Origin of the sequence: Pseudomonas sp. HY7a-MNA-CIBAN-0227, from assembly GCF_040310325.1 — a bacterium.
Lineage (GTDB): Bacteria > Pseudomonadota > Gammaproteobacteria > Pseudomonadales > Pseudomonadaceae > Aquipseudomonas.
In genome coordinates, this window is sequence record NZ_JBEOPT010000010.1 from 107,886 (window position 1) to 128,731 (window position 20,846).

The 20,846-nt window shown below is 58.3% G+C and carries 19 protein-coding genes and 1 tRNA gene; 12 read left to right on the forward strand and 8 right to left on the reverse strand.

Annotation, left to right across the window (positions count from 1 at the left end):
• Positions 1-424 precede the first annotated feature (424 nt).
• The 12 genes from arcD (at position 425) to AAEZ06_RS17895 (ending at position 15,298) form a co-directional block, all read left to right on the forward strand.
• On the forward strand, positions 425-1,852 hold the full coding sequence (gene arcD, locus AAEZ06_RS17840; RefSeq protein WP_133099546.1) for an arginine-ornithine antiporter: 1,428 nt from the start codon (positions 425-427) through the stop codon (positions 1,850-1,852).
• 34 nt (positions 1,853-1,886) lie between these two features.
• Complete coding sequence (arcA, locus tag AAEZ06_RS17845; RefSeq protein ID WP_149411996.1) at positions 1,887-3,143, forward strand: arginine deiminase; 1,257 nt, start codon at positions 1,887-1,889, stop codon at positions 3,141-3,143.
• Positions 3,144-3,212: 69 nt separating this feature from the next.
• A complete protein-coding gene (locus tag AAEZ06_RS17850) occupies positions 3,213-4,223 on the forward strand; it encodes an ornithine carbamoyltransferase (protein WP_149411995.1) in 1,011 nt (336 codons plus the stop codon).
• A 193-nt stretch (positions 4,224-4,416) separates the two neighbouring features.
• Positions 4,417-5,346 (forward strand): carbamate kinase, encoded by a 930-nt coding sequence (gene arcC, locus AAEZ06_RS17855; protein WP_149411994.1) that lies wholly within the window; start codon positions 4,417-4,419, stop codon positions 5,344-5,346.
• Between the two features lie 62 nt (positions 5,347-5,408).
• Positions 5,409-5,771: a DUF5064 family protein gene (locus tag AAEZ06_RS17860; protein ID WP_149411993.1), complete on the forward strand. Its 363-nt coding sequence runs from the start codon at positions 5,409-5,411 to the stop codon at positions 5,769-5,771.
• A 249-nt stretch (positions 5,772-6,020) separates the two neighbouring features.
• On the forward strand, positions 6,021-7,529 hold the full coding sequence (gcsR, locus tag AAEZ06_RS17865) for a transcriptional regulator GcsR (RefSeq protein WP_133099551.1): 1,509 nt from the start codon (positions 6,021-6,023) through the stop codon (positions 7,527-7,529).
• Positions 7,530-8,178: 649 nt separating this feature from the next.
• Positions 8,179-8,562, forward strand: coding sequence for a glycine cleavage system protein GcvH (gene gcvH, locus AAEZ06_RS17870; protein WP_149411992.1), 384 nt, complete (start codon positions 8,179-8,181; stop codon positions 8,560-8,562).
• A gap of 10 nt (positions 8,563-8,572) precedes the next feature.
• Complete coding sequence (gcvP, locus tag AAEZ06_RS17875) at positions 8,573-11,422, forward strand: aminomethyl-transferring glycine dehydrogenase (RefSeq protein ID WP_149411991.1); 2,850 nt, start codon at positions 8,573-8,575, stop codon at positions 11,420-11,422.
• A gap of 147 nt (positions 11,423-11,569) precedes the next feature.
• Positions 11,570-12,946: an L-serine ammonia-lyase gene (locus tag AAEZ06_RS17880; protein WP_350615427.1), complete on the forward strand. Its 1,377-nt coding sequence runs from the start codon at positions 11,570-11,572 to the stop codon at positions 12,944-12,946.
• A 39-nt stretch (positions 12,947-12,985) separates the two neighbouring features.
• Positions 12,986-14,110 (forward strand): glycine cleavage system aminomethyltransferase GcvT, encoded by a 1,125-nt coding sequence (gcvT, locus tag AAEZ06_RS17885; protein ID WP_149411989.1) that lies wholly within the window; start codon positions 12,986-12,988, stop codon positions 14,108-14,110.
• A gap of 388 nt (positions 14,111-14,498) precedes the next feature.
• Positions 14,499-14,714, forward strand: a complete 216-nt coding sequence (locus tag AAEZ06_RS17890; RefSeq protein WP_133099556.1) for a cold-shock protein — start codon at positions 14,499-14,501, stop codon at positions 14,712-14,714.
• A 95-nt stretch (positions 14,715-14,809) separates the two neighbouring features.
• Complete coding sequence (locus AAEZ06_RS17895) at positions 14,810-15,298, forward strand: RDD family protein (RefSeq protein WP_149411988.1); 489 nt, start codon at positions 14,810-14,812, stop codon at positions 15,296-15,298.
• 7 nt (positions 15,299-15,305) lie between these two features.
• Here AAEZ06_RS17895 and nadA read toward each other — a convergent pair whose 3' ends face one another.
• The 8 genes from nadA to pal all read right to left on the reverse strand — a co-directional run bounded on the left by nadA (position 15,306) and on the right by pal (position 20,846).
• Positions 15,306-16,364 (reverse strand): quinolinate synthase NadA, encoded by a 1,059-nt coding sequence (nadA, locus tag AAEZ06_RS17900; protein ID WP_149411987.1) that lies wholly within the window; start codon positions 16,362-16,364, stop codon positions 15,306-15,308.
• 254 nt (positions 16,365-16,618) lie between these two features.
• The gene (locus AAEZ06_RS17905) at positions 16,619-17,311 is read right to left on the reverse strand and encodes an RES family NAD+ phosphorylase (RefSeq protein ID WP_350615430.1); all 693 of its coding nucleotides are present in this window, start codon (positions 17,309-17,311) and stop codon (positions 16,619-16,621) included.
• The gene (locus AAEZ06_RS17910; RefSeq protein ID WP_350615432.1) at positions 17,305-17,709 is read right to left on the reverse strand and encodes an antitoxin Xre-like helix-turn-helix domain-containing protein; all 405 of its coding nucleotides are present in this window, start codon (positions 17,707-17,709) and stop codon (positions 17,305-17,307) included. Before AAEZ06_RS17910 ends, AAEZ06_RS17905 begins: the two co-directional genes overlap by 7 nt.
• A 153-nt stretch (positions 17,710-17,862) precedes the next feature.
• Positions 17,863-17,938, reverse strand: a tRNA-Lys gene (locus AAEZ06_RS17915).
• A gap of 63 nt (positions 17,939-18,001) precedes the next feature.
• Positions 18,002-18,691, reverse strand: coding sequence for a 7-cyano-7-deazaguanine synthase QueC (queC, locus tag AAEZ06_RS17920; RefSeq protein ID WP_149411984.1), 690 nt, complete (start codon positions 18,689-18,691; stop codon positions 18,002-18,004).
• Between the two features lies 1 nt (position 18,692).
• On the reverse strand, positions 18,693-19,340 hold the full coding sequence (gene queE, locus AAEZ06_RS17925; protein ID WP_149411983.1) for a 7-carboxy-7-deazaguanine synthase QueE: 648 nt from the start codon (positions 19,338-19,340) through the stop codon (positions 18,693-18,695).
• 165 nt (positions 19,341-19,505) lie between these two features.
• The gene (gene ybgF / locus AAEZ06_RS17930; protein WP_350615435.1) at positions 19,506-20,339 is read right to left on the reverse strand and encodes a tol-pal system protein YbgF; all 834 of its coding nucleotides are present in this window, start codon (positions 20,337-20,339) and stop codon (positions 19,506-19,508) included.
• 6 nt (positions 20,340-20,345) lie between these two features.
• On the reverse strand, positions 20,346-20,846 hold the full coding sequence (pal, locus tag AAEZ06_RS17935) for a peptidoglycan-associated lipoprotein Pal (RefSeq protein ID WP_133099567.1): 501 nt from the start codon (positions 20,844-20,846) through the stop codon (positions 20,346-20,348).

Sequence of the window (20,846 nt, forward strand, 5' to 3'; positions counted from 1 at the left end):
TTGAGCCAACAACTGTGCACTCAGTAAATTTATTGAGCGAGATCAACGTTTATTAGATATAGCTAATAAAGCCGAACGCTTAATAACTTAAATGCATGTCAATAAATAGTGTTTAGGCAAATTTAGATTTTCAATAAAGGTTGAACTTTTTCGACTGAAGGCTATTTGGCAAACCTTACTGAAATAGTTTGCACATCTTGAAAAAAGGGCTAGTTTCAAACCTCCACACTCTTGGTAATCCGCTCCTTGCAGCGGAGAAAGGCTCTGAAGAACACCTCCCCGAGACACTCTAGCGCCCGTACTATTTTTCATCATAAGTCATTAATTCACAATGGAATGTGTCAATTAAGTGATCTGAGTCAGCTGCTTGCCTAGCGCACGGACTTATTCTGTGGTCTCTCTTCTCCTGCATTGGAGTTATGCAATGTCTGAATCTCCCGGAAAACTACGATTAGGTGCACTGGTTGCTCTTGTCGTGGGTTCAATGATTGGTGGCGGGATCTTCTCACTACCGCAAAATATGGCCGCCAGTGCCGATGTTGGCGCAGTATTGATTGGCTGGCTTATTACCGCCATCGGAATGCTTACCTTGGCCTTCGTTTTTCAAACGTTGGCCAATCGCAAGCCGGACTTGGACGGCGGCGTCTACGCCTACGCCAAGGCTGGTTTTGGCGACTACCTGGGTTTCTCGTCCGCCTGGGGTTACTGGATCAGCGCCTGGCTGGGTAACGTCGGCTACTTCGTACTGCTGTTCAGCACCCTCGGTTACTTCTTTCCCATCTTCGGTGAAGGCAATACCCCGGCGGCGGTGATCGGTGCTTCGGTGCTGCTGTGGGCCGTACATTTCCTGGTACTGCGTGGCATCAAAGAAGCGGCGTTCATCAACCTGGTGACCACCGTTGCCAAGATCGTGCCGCTGGTACTGTTCGTACTGATCGCGATATTTGCCTTCAAACTGGACATCTTCACCGCCGACATATGGGGCATCAAGAACCCGGACTTGGGCAGTGTGATGAACCAAGTGCGCAACATGATGCTGGTCACCGTCTGGGTATTTATCGGCATCGAAGGCGCGAGCATCTTCTCGTCCCGTGCCGAGAAACGCTCCGATGTGGGCAAGGCTACTGTAATCGGCTTTATCACCGTGCTGCTGTTCCTGATGCTGGTGAACGTGCTGTCTCTGGGGATCATGACCCAACCGGAACTGGCCAAGCTGCAAAACCCATCGATGGCTGCCGTGCTGGAGCACGTGGTCGGGCATTGGGGTGCGATTCTGATCAGCGTCGGCTTGATCATCTCTCTGTTGGGAGCGTTGCTGTCGTGGGTACTGCTGTGCGCGGAGATCATGTTCGCCGCCGCCAAGGACCACACCATGCCGGAGTTCCTGCGTAAGGAAAACGCCAACCATGTGCCGGTCAACGCCCTTTGGCTGACCAACGCCATGGTGCAGATTTTCCTGATAATCACGCTGTTCTCCGCCAGCACTTACCTGTCGCTGATCTACCTCGCCACCTCGATGATCCTGGTGCCTTACCTGTGGTCGGCGGCCTATGCGCTGCTGCTGGCGGTACGCGGCGAGACCTACGAGAACGCCTTGGCCCAACGCAAGAAAGACCTGTTTATCGGCGCTGTCGCACTGATCTACGCGGTCTGGCTGCTGTACGCCGGCGGCACCAAGTACCTGCTGCTGTCCGCCCTACTCTACGCCCCTGGCGCGATCCTGTTTGCCAAGGCCAAGCGTGAACTGGGCAAACAAGTTTTCACCAATATTGAAAAGTTGATTTTCGTCATAGTAGTCATCGGCGCCCTGGTGGCAGCTTATGGGCTCTACGACGGCTTCCTGACTCTGTAACCCAAGTTAGATTTCTTTTACTGGAGGATCTGTAATGACCACTGAAAAAGTTAAGTTCGGCGTACATTCCGAAGCCGGCAAACTGCGCAAAGTCATGGTGTGTTCCCCAGGTTTGGCCCACCAGCGGCTAACCCCAAATAACTGCGATGATCTGTTGTTCGATGACGTGCTCTGGGTTGCCCAGGCCAAGCGTGACCATTTCGATTTCGTCAACAAGATGCGCGAACGGGATGTACATGTGCTGGAAATGCACAACATGCTGACCGACATCGTCGCCATTCCCGAAGCCCTGGACTGGATTCTGGAACGCAAGGTCACCTCCGATATGGTCGGCGTCGGCCTGGTTAATGAAGTCAGTTCGTGGCTGCGTAGCCTGGAGCCGCGCAAGATCGCCGAGTTCCTCATCGGTGGCGTATCGGCCGATGATCTGCCCGACACTTTCGGTGGCAAAACCATCGAGATGTTCCGCAACTTCCTCGGCCACTCGAGCTTCATCCTGCCGCCGCTGCCAAACACCCAGTTCACTCGCGACAATACCTGCTGGATCTACGGCGGCGTGACGCTCAACCCAATGTACTGGCCGGCGCGACGCCAAGAAACCTTGCTGACCAGCGCTATCTACAAATTCCACCCTGAGTTCACCAACGCCGACTTCCAGATCTGGTACGGCGACCCGGACCTGGAACACGGCAACGCAACGCTTGAAGGCGGCGACGTGATGCCAATCGGCAACGGTGTGGTGCTGATCGGCATGGGCGAACGTACGTCCCGCCAGGCCATCGGCCAACTGGCGCTGAACCTGTTCAAGAACAATGTAGTGGAACGCGTGATTGTCGCCGGTCTGCCAAAATCTCGCGCCGCCATGCACTTGGACACCGTGTTCAGCTTCTGCGACCGCGACTTGGTCACCATCTTCCCTGAAGTGGTCAGCCAGATCGTCGCCTTCACCCTGCGCCCTGATGAAAGCAAGCAAGGTGGCATCGACATTCGCCGTGAAGACGCAAGCTTCCTAGACACCGTGGCCGACGCGCTGAACCTGAAAACCCTGCGCGTCGTCGAGACTGGCGGCAACAGCTTCGCAGCCGAACGTGAGCAGTGGGATGACGGCAACAACGTGGTCGCCCTGGAGGCAGGCGTGGTGATCGGTTACGACCGCAACACCTACACCAACACCCTGCTGCGCAAGGCTGGCGTGGAAGTCATCACCATCAGCGCCGGCGAACTGGGCCGGGGTCGCGGCGGCGGCCACTGCATGACCTGCCCGATCATTCGTGACCCTCTCGACTACTAACTTTCAGGCCTTGGCCGCCGCTCACAAGGCGCCGGCCAAGGGGATAACCTAAACCGAAGGAGATCCACCATGGCTTTTAACATGCGCAACCGCAGCCTGCTCTCGCTGATGCACCACACCACTCGCGAGCTGAACTACCTGCTAGACCTGTCCCGTGACCTCAAACGCGCCAAGTACACCGGCACTGAGCGTCCACACCTGCAAGGCAAAAACATCGCACTGATCTTCGAAAAAACCTCGACTCGCACCCGCTGCGCCTTCGAAGTTGCAGCCCACGACCAGGGTGCTCACGTCACCTACATCGACCCGATGTCGTCGCAGATCGGCCACAAAGAAAGCATGAAAGACACCGCCCGCGTACTCGGCCGCATGTTCGACGCCATCGAGTACCGTGGCTTTGAGCAGGAAATCGTCGAAGAGCTGGCCAAGTTCGCTGGCGTACCGGTGTTCAACGGCCTGACCGCTGAATTCCACCCTACGCAAATGATCGCCGATACCCTGACCATGCGCGAGCACAGCGACAAGCCGCTGCATGAAATCAGCTACGCCTACCTGGGCGACGCACGCTACAACATGGGCAACTCGTTGCTGATGATCGGCGCCAAACTGGGCATGGACGTGCGCATCGGCGCGCCAAAAGCGCTGTGGCCGACCCAAGAGTTTATCGACCAGTGCAAAGCGTTCGCTGAAGAAAGCGGCGCCCGCATCACCATCACTGAAGACCCTGTCGAAGCCGTCAAAGGCGTGGACTTCATCCACACCGATATCTGGGTGTCCATGGGCGAACCAGTGGAAGCGTGGGACGAGCGCATCGAGCAACTGCTGCCGTACCAGGTCAACGCCAAGATGATGAAAGCCTCGGGCAACCCACGCGTGAAGTTCATGCACTGCCTGCCAGCCTTCCACAACAACGAAACCAAGGTAGGCAAGGACATCGCCGCCCGTTATCCGAACCTGGCCGGTGGCGTGGAAGTGACCGAAGAAGTGTTTGAGTCGCCCGCCAACATCGCCTTTGAGCAAGCGGAAAACCGCATGCATACCATCAAGGCGATTCTGGTGTCCGCGTTGGCGGATATCTAAACCCCGATACGGCTCTTACTGACTGATCGTTCCCACGCAGAGCGTGGGAATACCGCTCCGCACGCTCCGCGTCCAACTGACCACGCCGGGCTCAAGCCTTGCGCGATGGTGACGCGGAGCGGCACAGGATGCACTCCTACGCAGAGCGTGGGAACGATCAAATACCCCACTGAATTTTAGAAGGACAGCCTCTATGCGCATCGTCGTTGCACTGGGCGGTAACGCCCTCCTGCGTCGTGGCGAACCCATGACAGCAGACAATCAACGCGCCAATATCCGCATCGCCACCGAACAGATCGCCCGCATCGCGCCGGGCAACGAACTGGTGGTGGCCCACGGCAATGGCCCACAAGTCGGCCTGTTGTCGCTGCAAGCGGCAGCCTATACCTCCGTCAGCCCTTACCCGCTGGATGTGCTTGGTGCCGAAACTGAAGGCATGATCGGTTACATGATCGAACAGGAACTGGGCAACTTGCTGCATGCCGACATACCCTTCGCCACCCTGCTCACCCAGGTCGAAGTCGATCCCAAAGACCCTGCGTTCCAGAACCCTACCAAGCCTATCGGCCCGGTCTATTCCAAGGCCGAAGCGGAAAAACTCGCAGCTGAAAAGGGCTGGGCTATTGCTCCAGATGGCGACAAGTTCCGCCGTGTGGTGGCCAGTCCAAAACCAAAGCGTATCTTTGAGATCCGTCCGATTAAGTGGCTGCTGGAAAAAGGCAGCATCGTGATTTGCGCTGGCGGTGGCGGGATTCCGACCATGTACGACGAAGACGGCAAGCTCAAGGGTGTGGAAGCGGTGATCGACAAGGACCTGTGTTCCTCCTTGCTGGCCGAGCAACTGAACGCCGACTTGCTGGTGATCGCCACCGACGTCAGTGCAACATTTATCGACTTCGGCAAACCGACTCAGAAAGCCATTGGTCAGGTCCATCCCGACGAATTGGAAAAACTCGGCTTCGCCTCCGGCTCCATGGGCCCCAAGGTTCAGGCTGCCTGCGAGTTCGCCCGCAACACTGGCAAAACCGCAGTGATCGGCTCACTCTCGGACATCGAATCCATCGTCCAGGGCACCGCCGGCACCCGTATCAGCACGGCAAAACCTGGCATCACTTACTTATAAATGCACCTAGGGCGGGTTTCAAACCCGCCCTTCTCCAATGCCTTGTAAAGGAGAGACGCCTCATGGCCACGTTTGAACCCGGTCACTTGCATATCGAACGCCACGCGCTGAACAAGGACGACTACAGCTACAACCTGCGCATCGACTATGAAGTCAGCCAGGACCCCAAGGAAGGCAAGGGGATGTTGTTCAAGATGCATGGTTCGGTGCAAGGCAAGGACCTCAAGGAGGAATTCTTCCTGCCCAAGGACCAGGCCTTCGACTTTGCCCGGCAGGCGATGAATATTACGCAGAAGTACGGCATGCCGAAGATTGCAGTGTTGAACGGCACCATGCACAAGCAGTACGACCTGATGTTTGAAGACGTACGCCACCAACTGGATGTGAAACCGGGAGATCCGGTGAAACTCGAACACCTCGAATAACTCACCGAGCACCTGACCTGGTTGATCGTCCCCACGTTCATTTCGCGTGGGAACGCATCCTGTGACACTGCGCTTCACCAGTGCGCAAGACTGAACCCTGCATCGAGCCCAGGACGCAGAGCGTCCAAAGCGGCATTCCCACGCAGAGCGTAGGAACCATCAGCCCCCTCGCCACAGACGGCAGATTTCACCTCGGCCCCGCGCCAAGGCATACTGGCCATCCTCCGCATTCCAGAACCGTTAGCCCCCATGCGTATCCACGTCAGCTTCATCGACCGCGTCGGCATTACCCAGGAAGTCCTGGCCTTGCTCGGTGGGCGCAATCTCAACCTGGACGCAGTGGAAATGGTTCCGCCCAACGTCTATATCGACGCCCCGACCCTGAGCGCCGAGGTATTGGAAGAGTTGCGTGATGCCTTGTTCAGCGTCCACGGCGTGCAAGCCGTCACCGTGGTGGACATCCTCCCTGGCCAACGCCGGCACCTGCAACTCGACGCCTTGCTGGCGGCCATGACCGATCCGGTGCTGGCCCTGGACAGCGCCGGCAAGGTGTTGCTGGCCAACCCGGCGCTGATCGCCCTCTACGGCCGCGAGCCCGCCGGGGAAAGCATCGCCGAGCTGTTTGACGACACGGCGCTGCTGGACACCCTGCTGGAGCAGGGCTTTCGCCTGCCCCTGCGGGAAATCAGCGTCAACGGCCAGACTCTGTTGCTGGACGCCACGCCAATCACCGACGCCGGTGCCCTACTGACCCTGTACCAACCCAACCGCATCGGCGAACGCTTGTCGGCGCTGCATCACGATCACGCCGAAGGCTTCGATGCGCTGCTGGGCGAATCCCCGGCGATCCGCACCCTCAAGGCGCGGGCACAGCGGGTAGCGGCACTGGATGCACCGTTGTTGATCCAGGGTGAAACCGGCACCGGCAAGGAGTTGGTAGCCCGAGCCTGTCACGCGATCAGCGCCCGTCACAGCGCGCCGTTCCTGGCGCTGAACTGCGCGGCGCTGCCGGAAAACCTGGCCGAGAGCGAATTGTTCGGCTACGCCCCCGGCGCCTTTACCGGCGCCCAGCGCGGCGGCAAGCCGGGGCTGATGGAGTTGGCCAACCAGGGCACGGTATTTCTCGATGAGATCGGCGAGATGTCGCCGTATTTGCAGGCCAAGCTGCTGCGTTTTCTCAATGACGGCAGCTTTCGCCGGGTGGGTGGCGACCGTGAGGTAAAGGTCAATGTGCGTATCCTCAGCGCCACCCACCGCGACCTGGAAAAGATGGTCAGCGAGGGGACTTTCCGTGAGGACTTGTTCTACCGGCTGAATGTGCTCAACGTCGAAGTGCCGCCCCTGCGCGAACGTGGCCAGGATATTTTGCTGTTGGCACGCTATTTCATGCAGCAGGCCTGTGCGCAGATCCAGCGTCCGGTCTGTCGCCTGGCGCCGGGCACTTATCCGGCGTTGCTGGGGAATCGTTGGCCTGGGAATGTGCGGCAACTACAGAATGTGATTTTTCGGGCGGCGGCTATTTGTGAAAGCAGCTTGGTGGATATTGGTGATCTGGATATCGCCGGGACTTCGGTGGCGCGTCAGAGTGATGGTGAAGTCGACAGCCTGGAGCAGGCGGTGGAGGACTTTGAGCGTTCGCTGCTGGAGAAGCTGTATGCCAGTTATCCGTCGACGCGGCAGTTGGCGAGTCGGTTGCAGACTTCGCATACGGCCATCGCTCATCGCTTGCGCAAGTACGGGATTCCTACGAAGGTCTGAAAGTTGGGTGCATATCCGTTGTGGCGGTAAGGGCGGCTTGGGGTTACGCCCTTACGGCGTGTCACTTTGAAAAGCCCAAAGTAACCAAAGGCTCTTGCCCCACCACTTGGTGCCTCGCTGTGGCTCGGCATGCCTTCACTCCGGCATTGCTCCGTGGGCCGCCGCGATGGGCCATCCTTGGCCCAGCGCGGCTAAACCGGCGTCCTGCCGGTTTACCCACGGACCAATGCCTGCGTTCAGCCATCGTGGTTAACGGGGCGCCTTAGATCAAGATCAAAAGCAAAAGCAAAAGCACGGCGGCCTGGTAGCCGACCTGAGTGGTGAAAAGCAAAAGCGGGCTCCCGCGTTAACCACCTCACACCCAGCCAAGTACCTAAAACCGACCCTTTTCCGTACTGAAAACGCTACAGCGTAACGATATCACTACACGCATCCTCAGCCGTCCCCATGCAAGGCTTTGATCCTCATAGCCTTTTTTTCACCCTCTCAACCGTAGCGATATCGCTACACCCACAAATCAACCATTCCCACAGAAATAAAATAACCAATTGATTTATAACAACTAAAAAACATTGGCCGCGATTTTGCTAAGTAATTCTTCATTATTACAATCCCGTCCACCAGACGAATCTGGCCCTGAGGAGTTTCCATGAGCGAGTTGCGCTTTACTGAAGATCACGAATGGCTGCGCGCCGAAGCCGACGGCAGCGTTACCGTAGGTATTACCGCTTTCGCGCAGAACGCGCTGGGTGATGTGGTTTTCGTGCAACTGCCTGAATTGCAGGCCTACGACAAAGGTGCAGAAGCCTCCACCGTGGAATCGGTCAAGGCGGCCAGCGGTGTGTACATGCCCCTGGACGGAGAAGTCCTCGAAGTGAACGACAAGCTGGACGCCAGCCCCGAGTTGGTCAACGAAGACCCGATGGGCGAAGGCTGGTTCTTCCGCTTTAAACCGGCCGATGCCGATGCGGTGGCTAAACTGTTGGATCAGGATACATACGACCGCCTGATCAAAGCCAACGCCGAAGCCTGAGGAGCGTGTCATGACAATTCAATTGAGCACCGCCAACGAATTCATCGCGCGCCACATCGGCCCGCGCCAGGAAGACGAGCAACAGATGCTCGCCAGCCTGGGCTTTGACTCCCTGGAAGCCCTGAGCGCCAGTGTGATCCCGCAAAGCATCAAGGGCACCAGCGTGCTGGGCCTGGAAGACGGCCTGAGCGAAGCCGATGCCCTGGCGTCGATCAAGGCCATCGCCGGCAAAAACCAACTGTTCAAGACTTACATCGGCCAGGGCTACTACAACTGCCACACGCCGTCGCCGATCCTGCGCAACCTGCTGGAAAACCCGGCCTGGTACACCGCCTATACCCCGTACCAGCCGGAGATTTCCCAGGGCCGCCTGGAAGCGCTGCTGAATTTCCAGACCCTGATCAGCGACCTCACCGGCCTGCCGATCGCCAACGCCTCCCTGCTCGATGAAGCCACCGCCGCTGCCGAAGCCATGACCTTCTGCAAGCGCCTGAGCAAGAACAAGGGCAGCCACGCCTTTTTTGCGTCCATCCATAGCCACCCGCAAACCCTCGACGTATTGCGCACCCGTGCCGAGCCGTTAGGCATTGACGTGGTGGTGGGCGACGAGCGCGCACTGACCGACGTCAGCGCCTTCTTCGGCGCGCTGCTGCAATACCCAGCCAGCAACGGTGACGTGTTCGACTACCGCGAACTGACCGAACGCTTCCACGCCGCCAATGCGCTGGTGGCCGTAGCCGCTGACCTGCTGGCCCTGACCCTGCTGACCCCGCCGGGCGAGTTCGATGCCGACGTGGCCATCGGCAGCGCGCAACGTTTCGGCGTACCGCTGGGCTTTGGTGGCCCGCACGCGGCGTATTTCTCTACCAAGGATGCGTTCAAACGCGACATGCCCGGCCGCCTGGTGGGCGTCTCCGTCGACCGTTTCGGCAAGCCGGCCCTGCGCCTGGCCATGCAGACCCGCGAGCAACATATCCGTCGCGAGAAAGCCACCAGCAACATCTGCACCGCCCAGGTGCTGTTGGCCAACATCGCCAGCATGTACGCGGTGTATCACGGCCCTAAAGGCCTGACCCAAATCGCCAACCGCATTCATCACCTGACCGCGATCCTCGCCAAAGGCTTGACCGCGCTGGGCCTCAAGGTTGAGCAAGCCAACTTCTTCGACACCCTGACCCTGGCCACCGGCGCCAACACCGCCGCCCTGCACGATAAGGCCCGTGCCCAGCGCATCAACCTGCGCGTGGTCGATGGCGAACGCCTGGGCCTGTCGGTGGACGAAACCACCCATCAGGCTGATATCGAAACCCTGTGGAGTGTGTTCGCAAACGGTAAAACACTGCCGGACTTCGCCGCATTGGCCGCCAGCGTTGACAGCACCCTGCCGGCCGCGCTGCTGCGCCAGTCGCCAATCCTCAGCCACCCGGTGTTCAACCGCTATCACTCGGAAACCGAGCTGATGCGCTACCTGCGCAAGCTCGCCGACAAGGACCTGGCACTGGATCGCACCATGATCCCGCTGGGCTCCTGCACCATGAAACTCAACGCCGCCAGCGAAATGATACCGGTGACCTGGGCCGAATTCGGTGCCCTGCATCCGTTCGCCCCGGCCTCGCAAAGCGCCGGCTACCAACAGCTGACTGACGAACTGGAAACCATGCTTTGCGCGGCCACCGGTTACGACGCCATCTCCCTGCAACCGAACGCCGGTTCCCAGGGCGAGTACGCAGGCCTGCTGGCCATTCGTGCCTATCACCAGAGCCGTGGCGAAGAACGCCGCGACATCTGCCTGATCCCTTCGTCGGCCCACGGCACCAACCCGGCCACCGCCAACATGGCGGGCATGCGTGTTGTGGTCACCGCTTGCGATGCACGCGGTAACGTCGACATCGAAGACCTGCGGGCCAAGGCCATCGAGCACCGCGAACACCTCGCTGCGCTGATGATCACCTACCCGTCGACCCACGGCGTGTTCGAAGAAGGCATCCGCGAAATCTGCGAGATCATTCATGACAACGGCGGCCAGGTGTACATCGATGGCGCCAATATGAACGCCATGGTCGGCCTCTGCGCACCAGGCAAGTTCGGCGGCGACGTGTCCCACCTGAACCTGCACAAGACCTTCTGCATCCCTCACGGCGGTGGCGGCCCAGGCGTTGGCCCGATTGGCGTGAAGTCGCATCTGACGCCGTTTCTGCCGGGTCACGGCGCCCTGGAACGCAAGGAAGGCGCGGTCTGCGCGGCACCGTTCGGCAGCGCAAGCATCCTGCCGATCACCTGGATGTACATCAGCATGATGGGCGGCGCCGGCCTTAAGCGCGCGTCGCAGTTGGCGATCCTCAATGCCAACTACATTTCCCGTCGCCTGGAAGAGCACTATCCCGTGCTCTACACCGGCAGCAACGGCCTGGTGGCCCACGAATGCATCCTGGATCTGCGCCCGTTGAAAGACAGCAGCGGCATCAGCGTCGATGACGTGGCCAAGCGTTTGATCGACTTTGGTTTCCATGCACCAACCATGTCGTTCCCGGTGGCCGGCACCTTGATGATCGAGCCGACCGAAAGTGAATCCAAGGAAGAACTGGACCGCTTCTGCGACGCCATGATCCGCATCCGCGAAGAAATCCGCGCAGTGGAAAATGGCTCGCTGGACAAAGACGACAACCCGCTGAAAAACGCCCCGCACACCGCAGCCGAACTGGTGGGTGAGTGGACGCATCCGTACAGCCGCGAACAAGCGGTGTACCCGGTAGCGTCGTTGATCGAAGGCAAATACTGGCCGCCGGTTGGCCGGGTCGACAACGTGTTTGGCGATCGCAACTTGGTGTGTGCGTGCCCGTCGATCGAAAGCTACGCCTGACCGTGAACCTGTAGGAGCGAGCTTGCTCGCGAAAAACCTGAGAGCGCCGCGATCATCCTGAATGAACGCGGTGCCTATCAGTTCTTCGCGAGCAAGCTCGCTCCTACAGAAAAGCGGTACCCAATAACAAGAAACCGGAGAACAACCATGTCTTTAAGCGTGTTCGACCTGTTCAAGATTGGCATCGGCCCCTCCAGCTCCCATACCGTCGGCCCCATGCGTGCTGCAGCGCGCTTCGTCGAGGGCTTGCGACGTGACAACCTGTTGAGTGCGACCACCCGCATCAAGGTCGAACTCTACGGCTCGCTCGGCGCCACCGGTAAAGGCCACGGCAGCGACAAGGCCGTGTTGCTGGGCCTGGAAGGCGAACACCCGGACACCGTGGACACTGAAACCGTTGCTGCACGCTTGCAGGAAATCCGCAGCAACGGGCGCTTGAACCTGCTCGGCGAACACAGCATTGCGTTCAACGAGAAAGAACACCTGGCGATGATTCGCAAACCCCTGGCCTATCACCCCAACGGCATGATCTTTCGTGCCTTCGATGAGGCGGGCCTGCAAGTTCGCAGCCGCGAGTACTACTCGGTCGGCGGCGGGTTTGTGGTGGATGAAGACGCGGCCGGCGCCGACCGGATTGTCGAGGACGCCACACCCCTGACCTTTCCCTTCAAAAGTGCCAAGGACTTGCTTGGCCATTGCGCCACCTATGGGCTGTCCATCAGCCAGGTGATGCTGACCAACGAAAGTGCCTGGCGCCCGGAAGCGGAGACCCGCAGCGGCTTGCTGAATATCTGGCAGGTGATGCAGGACTGTGTGGACGCGGGCTGTCGCAACGAAGGGATTCTGCCCGGAGGCCTCAAGGTCAAGCGGCGGGCGGCGGCGCTGCATCGCCAGTTGTGCAAGCACCCGGAGTCGGCGCTGCGTGATCCGCTGTCGGTGCTGGACTGGGTCAACCTCTACGCCCTGGCGGTCAACGAAGAAAACGCAAACGGCGGGCGCGTAGTGACCGCGCCCACTAACGGTGCGGCCGGGATTGTGCCGGCGGTGTTGCACTACTACATGCGTTTTATCCCCGGTGCTAGCGAAGACGGCGTGGTGCGCTTTCTACTCACCGCAGCCGCCATTGGCATCCTCTATAAAGAAAATGCCTCGATCTCCGGCGCTGAAGTCGGTTGCCAGGGTGAAGTCGGCGTCGCCTGTTCCATGGCCGCCGGCGCCTTGTGCGAGGTGTTGGGCGGTACGGTTTCCCAGGTGGAAAACGCTGCCGAAATCGGCATGGAACACAACCTCGGCCTGACCTGCGACCCCATCGGCGGGCTGGTGCAGGTGCCCTGCATCGAACGCAATGCCATGGGCTCGGTCAAGGCGATCAATGCGGTGCGCATGGCCCTGCGCGGCGACGGGCAACACTTCGTCTCGCTGGACAAGGTCATCCGCACCATGCGCCAGACCGGCGCCGACATGAAAAGCAAATACAAGGAAACCGCCCGTGGCGGTTTGGCAGTCAACATTATCGAGTGCTGACGTTCTCAAGCACGTCCGTACGTTTTTCAGGAGCTGAATATGTCCACCGAAACCCTGTTGAAAACCCCGCTGCACGCCCTGCACATCGAACTGGGTGCGCGCATGGTGCCGTTCGCCGGCTACGACATGCCGGTGCAATACCCGCTGGGCGTGATGAAGGAACACCTGCACACCCGTGAACAGGCCGGGTTGTTCGATGTATCGCACATGGGCCAGATTCGCCTGACCGGCGCCAACGCCGCCAAGGCCCTGGAAACCCTGGTGCCGGTGGACATCATCGACCTACCGGTGGGCATGCAGCGCTACGCCATGTTCACCAACGAGCAGGGCGGCATCCTCGACGACCTGATGGTCGCCAACCTGGGTAACGACGAACTGTTCCTGGTGGTCAACGCCGCCTGTAAGGATCAGGACCTGGCTCACTTGCGCCAGCATATCGGTGACCAGTGCACCATTGAGCCGCTGTTCGAAGAGCGCGCCCTGCTCGCCCTGCAAGGTCCGGCGGCGGTCAGCGTATTGGCGCGACTGGCGCCTGAGATCAAGCACATGACCTTTATGCAATTCGCTCCTACGCGCCTGCTGGGCGTGGACTGCTACGTCAGCCGCTCCGGCTATACCGGCGAAGACGGTTTCGAAATCTCCGTGCCTGCCGCCAGTGCCGAAGCCCTGGCCCGCAGCCTGCTGGCAGAAACCGAAGTACAGGCCATTGGCCTTGGCGCCCGCGACTCCCTGCGCCTGGAAGCCGGCCTGTGCCTCTACGGCCATGACATGAACACCCAAACCACACCGATTGAAGCCAGCCTGTTGTGGGCCATCTCCAAGGCCCGCCGCGCCGATGGTGCACGCGCTGGTGGCTTTCCGGGTGCCGACAAGATCTTCACCCAACAACAAACCGGTGTCAGCCGCAAGCGCGCTGGCCTACTGCCGCAGGAGCGTACCCCGGTCCGCGAAGGTGCAGAAATCGTCGATGAGCACGGCACAGTGATCGGTAGCGTGTGCAGCGGCGGTTTTGGTCCGAGCCTTGGCGGCCCGCTGGCCATGGGATACCTCGACAGTGCGTTCGTTGCTCTGGGTACCGAGGTCTGGGCGCTGGTGCGTGGGAAAAAGGTGCCACTTCATGTAAGTAAAATGCCATTCGTTCCACAACGTTACTACCGTGGTTGATTGGCTGTTCCTATAAGTAACGCAAATGCGGTTGTGTGCACTAATCTGTAACGCAACCGCCACAAAAAAGTGCACTGACGATAGTCAGCGTTATGTGCCTTAACCTATAACAAGTGATCAAGCCTATCGAATAATCCTTATGCCAAACGTTGACCGAAGTGTCATAAAACTGAGGAAAACCGTGGCTTGCAGAGGGCTTGTTTTTTTCGCCTTAGTTGGCGTAGAGTTTGCCCACTGTGTTTGCATGGGTCGCTTTGAACCTGGACCTGGGCAGTAGCCAAAGCTTGCTACAACCCGTTCGATGTCTCTTACTTTCCTGCAATCCAGCCCAGTACTCTTTCATGTGAAAGGGGCTGTCATTAACTTTTTGCGTCAAGGAAATAAGAAAATGGCTGATCGTCAGAGCGGTACCGTCAAGTGGTTCAACGACGAGAAAGGGTTTGGTTTTATCACTCCGGAAAGCGGTGCAGATCTGTTCGTGCATTTCCGCGCGATTCAGGGCAACGGCTTCAAGAGCCTTAAAGAAGGCCAGAAAGTGACCTTCATTGCCGTGCAAGGCCAGAAAGGCATGCAGGCTGACGAAGTACAAGCAGCAGAAGACTGATCCTTGCTGCGACAAAAAGCCTCTGATGGTGACATCAGAGGCTTTTTTATATGTTTTATCCGTAAAATGGCTTTTTTCCTTCCGAGAGCCCTGCCATGTCGAAACACCTGCTAAGCCCTCAAGGCGATTTTCCCGCCGTTGGCCTGGGCCGTCGTCTAGCAGCGATGTTCTATGACTTCCTGTTGTGCACCGCCCTGCTGATCGTCACGGCCCTCCTCTACAAGCTGGTGTGGATGGCCTTTGTCGGTGAAAGCAAAATGCGTGCGCTCTCTGAATCTGGTGCCCTGGACGGTGATCCATTGCTGTCGACGATTTTGTTTTTTGTATTGTTTGGTTTCTTCGCCAAATTCTGGACCCATTCCGGGCAGACGCTCGGCATGCAGGTATGGGGCGTGCGGGTGCAGAACGCGGATGGCTCGCGGATCAGCCTGTGGCAGGCGCTGCTGCGCTTTGTGGTGTCGATTGCGTCGTGGTTGTGCGCTGGGCTGGGCTTTATCTGGTCGCTGGTCGACAAGAAGAAGCGCAGCTGGCATGACATCTATTCCGACAGCCAGCTGGTTCGTATTCCAAAGAAGAAAAAATAAGCGCTTATCAGGCGTTGCCCGCCAGTTTCAGACGCGCGGCCTGGGTAAAGTCCAGCATACGCTTGAGCGGGCGCACCGCGTGGGGGATCACCGACGGTTCGACGAAGATCTCGTTACTGCCCTCGCGCAAACACTGCAGAGTCCGCTCCAGCGTATTCATCGCCATCCACGGGCAGTGCGCACAACTGCGGCACGCCGCGCCGTTCCCAGCGGTCGGCGCTTCGACAAACACCTTGTCCGGGCACAGCTGCTGCATCTTGTAGAAGATACCGCGGTCGGTGGCGACGATAAAAGTCTTGTTCGGCAGGCGCTGCGCTGCGGCGATCAACTGACTGGTAGAGCCCACGGCATCCGCCAGTTCGATCACCGAAGTCGGTGATTCCGGATGCACCAGAATCGCCGCGTCCGGGTACAGCGCCTTCATGTCTTCCAGTTGCTTGGACTTGAACTCTTCGTGGACGATGCAGGCACCGTCCCACAGCAACATGTCGGCACCGGTCTGACGCTGGATATAAGTGCCCAGGTGTTTGTCCGGGCCCCAGATGATGGTCTCGCCGTTGTCCATCAGGCTTTCGACGATCTCCAGGGCACAACTGGAGGTCACCACCCAATCGGCACGGGCTTTGACCGCCGCCGAAGTATTGGCATAAACCACCACGGTGCGCTCGGGATGCTGATCGCAGAACGCGGAAAACTCATCCACCGGGCAACCCAGGTCCAGGGAGCAGGTAGCTTCCAGGGTGGGCATCAGGATGCGTTTTTCGGGGGTGAGGATTTTGGCTGTCTCGCCCATAAAGCGCACACCGGCGACCAGTACGGTCTTGGCCGGGTGAGCGGCGCCAAAACGGGCCATCTCCAGGGAGTCGGAGACACAGCCGCCGGTTTCTTCGGCCAGGGCCTGGATTACCGGGTCGCAGTAAAAGTGAGCCACCAGCACCGCGTCCTGAGCCTTCAGCTCGGCGGCGATAGCGGCACGTAAAACCGCCTCCTCGGCAGCACTAAGTACCTTGGGCTGTTTGGCATCAAGGTGGGCTTGAACCAGAAGACGTTCGGAAATTTGCGTCATGTTCGCAAGACCTGCAGGCGCAGTTGCGCGAAAGTCGAGTGTACCACCGGCTCTGGGCCCCTTGCGGGTACCGCCGGACGAAGTGATTGTGTTCATCAGCACGGACAACGGTGAAGCTGCGCAAGGCTACAGAATATCGATTGGATTCAAAAGCCTAATCTGGGGTGCTGGCGCTTTGTCCGTTGTAGCCGGTGGTGCTTACCACCGGCTACAACTACAAATACGCTCGCATCGCCCAGGAAGAAGCCAAGCCGTCAGGCTTCGCTGATTTTGTTGACACTGGTGATCTCACCGTTCCAGATCATCTCGTAATGCGCCGTTTGAACGATGGATGAGACAGGCATGGGCGTCATCAACGCCCAACAGTGATTCTCTTGGGAGCGCACGGACCTGTACCGAAGGCCGGGAAAGCCTGCTTCCTTGATAGCCCTCCCCAAACGATGGGAGTGCGTGTAATCGTCGGGATCGTAAATAGGATCAGTCATAGGAATGGATGTCGCATCCTTCATCGAATTATCAACGAAAGAACAGGACAGCCCCCGGAACATAAAGCGTTCGTAGTTGAGGCCGTGAACGTTCGACCAGTACTGACTCTGATGATGACGCACCTCTGCCAGTGCAGTCTCCATCGTGGCGGCCAGGTACAGCACACCGAAGCTGCCATCGCTGAAACGCGACCCAGCAGGGTTTACATGAGTGAACGGTGCCGTTGCATATGAACACCCAGGAATGCCAAAGGGGATTTCCTTGCGAGGTATCAACTCAATGAGACCGACCTCGTTATGCAGCCTGGGATTGGTCAGGGCCTGAATCTGATAGAGCGCATCAAATTCGTCTGCGCTCGCCACGTCGTCAAACAGGGCAATGGGCGGAAACTTTGAGTTGACCAGTCGATAGGCCTGCAATTGCTCTGCGACCATGTCTGACAACCGACTCAACATCACCATTGCGCTCCACGTAGAACATCAATCCGGCGAAACGTCTCGTACAGGGAAATCATATCGCCCTGGGCCATGATTTCGAGGGGCGTACGACCGTTGAAAAAGCTGTTGTCATTCGTCATCGCCGGGAAGCCATATACGTTCTCGGGATTATCAAAGACCAGGCGAAGAGCTGCGTGGATGTTCAGTACAAAGCTGATTCGCTGCATCTGGTCAGAATCCAGACCCACCGACCAATCGACATCACGCTGCTTGGCACGCGTAAAGGTGCTGCGGGAAATACGCAAGATACGGCAAGCCTGGTCACTGGTTGCCTGCCATTTTTCGAGAATGCCTACGGCAGCGCGCAGGCCGGTCACGCATTGGTCCTTGGAAAATGCTTGCGCTTGGAGGGGTAGTGTCATGTTCACAACCTCATAATTGATCTACAGACTCAAATATATGAATTTTTAATCTATAGATCAACCCAAAGCAACTGCCCTACCTTTTTCCACGCAAAAAAAAACCCGGAAATCCTCACTTTCGTGGGCCTTCCGGATTTTCTAAACTGCAATATATGGTGGGTCGTGTGGGATTCGAACCTACGACCAATTGGTTAAAAGCCAACTGCTCTACCAACTGAGCTAACGACCCGCTTCGTGGTGGTGCGTATAATACTGATTTCTAACGGAAATTCAACACCTAATACGAAATAAATCAGAAATAACGTGTTGGGTCACTGATTCCGGCTGCCGAGAAGCCTTCTGCACGCAGGCGACAGCTGTCGCACTTGCCACAGGCACGGCCCTGATCGTCTGCCTGATAGCAGGAAACGGTGAGTGCGTAATCAACCCCAAGACGCACGCCTGCCTTAACGATATCGGCCTTGCTCAGGTTCTGCAGGGGTGCCTGAATGCGGAAGCCCTGCCCCTCTACACCGGCCTTGGTAGCCAGGTTGGCCATGCGTTCGAAAGACTCGATGAACTCGGGACGGCAGTCTGGGTAGCCTGAATAATCCACGGCATTGACGCCGATAAAGATGTCTCGCGCATTGAGCACTTCAGCCCAGCCCAGGGCCAGGGACAGGAACACGGTGTTGCGCGCCGGTACGTAGGTTACTGGAATGCCTTCGCTGGGCGCTTCGGGGACGTCAATGGAGCTGTCGGTCAGGGCCGAGCCGCCGATGCCGTTGAGGTTCAGGCTGATCACCTTGTGTTCAACCACACCCAGGTCGCGAGCAACGCGGGCGGCAGCATCCAGTTCGGCGCGGTGACGCTGGCCGTAGTCAAAGCTCATGGTGTAGCAGCTGTAGCCGTCAGCACGAGCCATGGCCACTACGGTGGCGGAATCGAGGCCGCCGGACAGCAGGATCACAGCACGTTTTTGATCTAGCGTTTGTTCAGTCATTTCAGCGCCCCGGCTCGTCATTCCAAAGATATTTATGCAGTTGCAGTTGCAGGCGTACCGGTAAATTGTCCGCGACCACCCAGTCGGCCAGTTCGCGAGCGTTCAAGTCGTGGTGGCTTGGAGAAAACAGCACCTCGCCTGCGCGCCGGTCGAGACCATACTGGATCAGCTTGGAGCTGGCCCAGTCGTAGTCGTCACGGGAACAGATGACGAACTTGACCTGATCGTTGGCCGTCAGCAGCTCGATGTTCTCGTAGCGGTTGCGATTCACTTCCTTGGAGCCAGGCGTCTTGAGGTCGACCACTCGGCTTACCCGAGGGTCGACCGCGGAAATATCCAAGGCACCACTGGTTTCCAGGGACACCTCGTAACCGGCATCACACAGTTGTTTGAGCAAAGGAATGGCATTGGGCTGGGCCAACGGCTCGCCGCCCGTCACACAGACGTAGCGGGGCCGGTAGCTGGCAACCTGCTGGAGGATGTCTTCGAGGGTACGCACGGTACCGCCACTGAAGGCGTAGGCGCTGTCACAGTATTGGCAGCGTAGCGGGCAGCCGGTGAGGCGCACAAATACTGTGGGCAAGCCGGCGGTGCGCGTTTCACCCTGTAACGAGTAAAAAACTTCGGTAATACGTAATGTATCTTGCATAGTCGCCACGGGCGTAACAGCTAAACAGGCTGTCCGCCTCCGTCAGGCACTTCAAGGAGCTCCGCTAACGCGCAAACCCCAAAAAGCGTGTTTCATAAAAGGGCGTGGATTCTAACGAAAAAACCCGCGACAAGCGCGGGTTTCTTCCAAGCAGAGTAGCACCGCTTACATACGCTGCAGATCACGCTGGGCCAACTGAGCGGCGGATGTACCCGGATATTGGGCCACCACCTGCTGCAGAATGCCTTTGACTTTGTCGGCATGACCCAGGCGGCGCTCTACGTCAGCAAGCTTGTACAGCGAGTCAGGCACCTTGGCGTGCTTTGGGTAGAGCTGGCTGACCTTGGCAAAAGCCTGGCCTGCACCTTGCAGATCACCCTTGGCCAAGTTCACCTCACCCAACCAGTATTGGGCATTGCCCGCATACTGACTGTTCGGGTATTTGCGCAGGAAGGCGGCGAAAGCCAGGCTGGCCTTGTCGAAATCCTTTGCTTTGATCAGGTCGAAGGCTGCGTCGTAGTACAGCTTTTCCTTCGCTGGATCACCCGGCTCACTGCTGGCGGCAGGGGCCTGGCTGGCAGCCCCAGCCCCCGCAGCGGCACCACCGGCGGCGCTTGCGGCGCCACCGGCAGAAGAATTATCAGGAGTGGCGGCTGGTGTAACGCCGGTTCCTATGCGCTTATCAAGATCCTGGTATCGCTCCAGGCCTTCTTGTTTCAGGCGATTTACTTCATTTTGCAGAACTTCAATGGTGCCTTGTTGCTGCGCCAATTGATCCTGCATACGTTGCAGCTGGTTGAACAGCTCGCCCTGTGCCGAAGGAGGGGCCGTAACCCCACCTCCGGCATAGGCGCCGTTCGTGCCATAACCTGCTGGCGGATAGCTGCTCCCGCTATTGTTATAGCCAGAGTTGCTATCTTCCACAGGAACCGCAGCCCACACCGCAAGCGGTGCGAGACTGAGAGCCAATACAGTTACAACACGACGGCACGTTCGCATGACGAATTACTTACGCAGTTCGACGCGACGGTTTTGAGCCCAGGATTGCTCGTCGTTGCCGGTAGCAACTGGACGCTCTTCACCGTAGGAAACCAGTTCCAGCTGAGCTGGGGAAACGCCTTGCAGTACCATGTAGCGCTGAACGGCTTTAGCACGACGCTCGCCCAGTGCCATGTTGTACTCACGAGTACCACGTTCGTCGGTGTTACCTTCCAGAACAACGCGAGCGCCGTTAGCTTTCAGGTCTTTGGCGTGAACGTCCAGAGCGCGCATAGCTTCTGGCTTCAGGTCCGAACTGTCGTATTCGAAGTAGAAAGTAGTGATAGCGCGCAGAGCAGCTTCTTCGCTCAGGGAGCCGTCAACTGCACCAGTGTTAGCGCCGTAACCAGCGTTTGGATCAACAGCTGCGCCTTCACCGGCATTGTCGCCGCCTTTAGACGAGCAACCAACGGCTACGGACAAAGCCAGAGCCAGAGCAGCAAACTTACCAAACTTCAGCATTTCCAT

What these genes read in the sequence shown, in the direction of transcription:
- nadA (WP_149411987.1), bottom strand. Translation starts at nt 16,364, where the DNA reads ATGACGCAAATTTCCGAACGTCTTCTGGTTCAAGCCCACCTTGATGCC.
- gcvP (WP_149411991.1), top strand. Translation starts at nt 8,573, where the DNA reads ATGACAATTCAATTGAGCACCGCCAACGAATTCATCGCGCGCCACATC.
- AAEZ06_RS17880 (WP_350615427.1), top strand. Translation starts at nt 11,570, where the DNA reads ATGTCTTTAAGCGTGTTCGACCTGTTCAAGATTGGCATCGGCCCCTCC.
- arcC (WP_149411994.1), top strand. Translation starts at nt 4,417, where the DNA reads ATGCGCATCGTCGTTGCACTGGGCGGTAACGCCCTCCTGCGTCGTGGC.
- arcD (WP_133099546.1), top strand. Translation starts at nt 425, where the DNA reads ATGTCTGAATCTCCCGGAAAACTACGATTAGGTGCACTGGTTGCTCTT.
- queC (WP_149411984.1), bottom strand. Translation starts at nt 18,691, where the DNA reads ATGACTGAACAAACGCTAGATCAAAAACGTGCTGTGATCCTGCTGTCC.
- AAEZ06_RS17910 (WP_350615432.1), bottom strand. Translation starts at nt 17,709, where the DNA reads ATGACACTACCCCTCCAAGCGCAAGCATTTTCCAAGGACCAATGCGTG.
- AAEZ06_RS17905 (WP_350615430.1), bottom strand. Translation starts at nt 17,311, where the DNA reads ATGGTGATGTTGAGTCGGTTGTCAGACATGGTCGCAGAGCAATTGCAG.
- AAEZ06_RS17860 (WP_149411993.1), top strand. Translation starts at nt 5,409, where the DNA reads ATGGCCACGTTTGAACCCGGTCACTTGCATATCGAACGCCACGCGCTG.
- arcA (WP_149411996.1), top strand. Translation starts at nt 1,887, where the DNA reads ATGACCACTGAAAAAGTTAAGTTCGGCGTACATTCCGAAGCCGGCAAA.
- queE (WP_149411983.1), bottom strand. Translation starts at nt 19,340, where the DNA reads ATGCAAGATACATTACGTATTACCGAAGTTTTTTACTCGTTACAGGGT.
- ybgF (WP_350615435.1), bottom strand. Translation starts at nt 20,339, where the DNA reads ATGCGAACGTGCCGTCGTGTTGTAACTGTATTGGCTCTCAGTCTCGCA.
- gcsR (WP_133099551.1), top strand. Translation starts at nt 6,021, where the DNA reads ATGCGTATCCACGTCAGCTTCATCGACCGCGTCGGCATTACCCAGGAA.
- gcvT (WP_149411989.1), top strand. Translation starts at nt 12,986, where the DNA reads ATGTCCACCGAAACCCTGTTGAAAACCCCGCTGCACGCCCTGCACATC.
- AAEZ06_RS17890 (WP_133099556.1), top strand. Translation starts at nt 14,499, where the DNA reads ATGGCTGATCGTCAGAGCGGTACCGTCAAGTGGTTCAACGACGAGAAA.
- AAEZ06_RS17895 (WP_149411988.1), top strand. Translation starts at nt 14,810, where the DNA reads ATGTCGAAACACCTGCTAAGCCCTCAAGGCGATTTTCCCGCCGTTGGC.
- gcvH (WP_149411992.1), top strand. Translation starts at nt 8,179, where the DNA reads ATGAGCGAGTTGCGCTTTACTGAAGATCACGAATGGCTGCGCGCCGAA.
- AAEZ06_RS17850 (WP_149411995.1), top strand. Translation starts at nt 3,213, where the DNA reads ATGGCTTTTAACATGCGCAACCGCAGCCTGCTCTCGCTGATGCACCAC.
- pal (WP_133099567.1), bottom strand. Translation starts at nt 20,846, where the DNA reads ATGGAAATGCTGAAGTTTGGTAAGTTTGCTGCTCTGGCTCTGGCTTTG.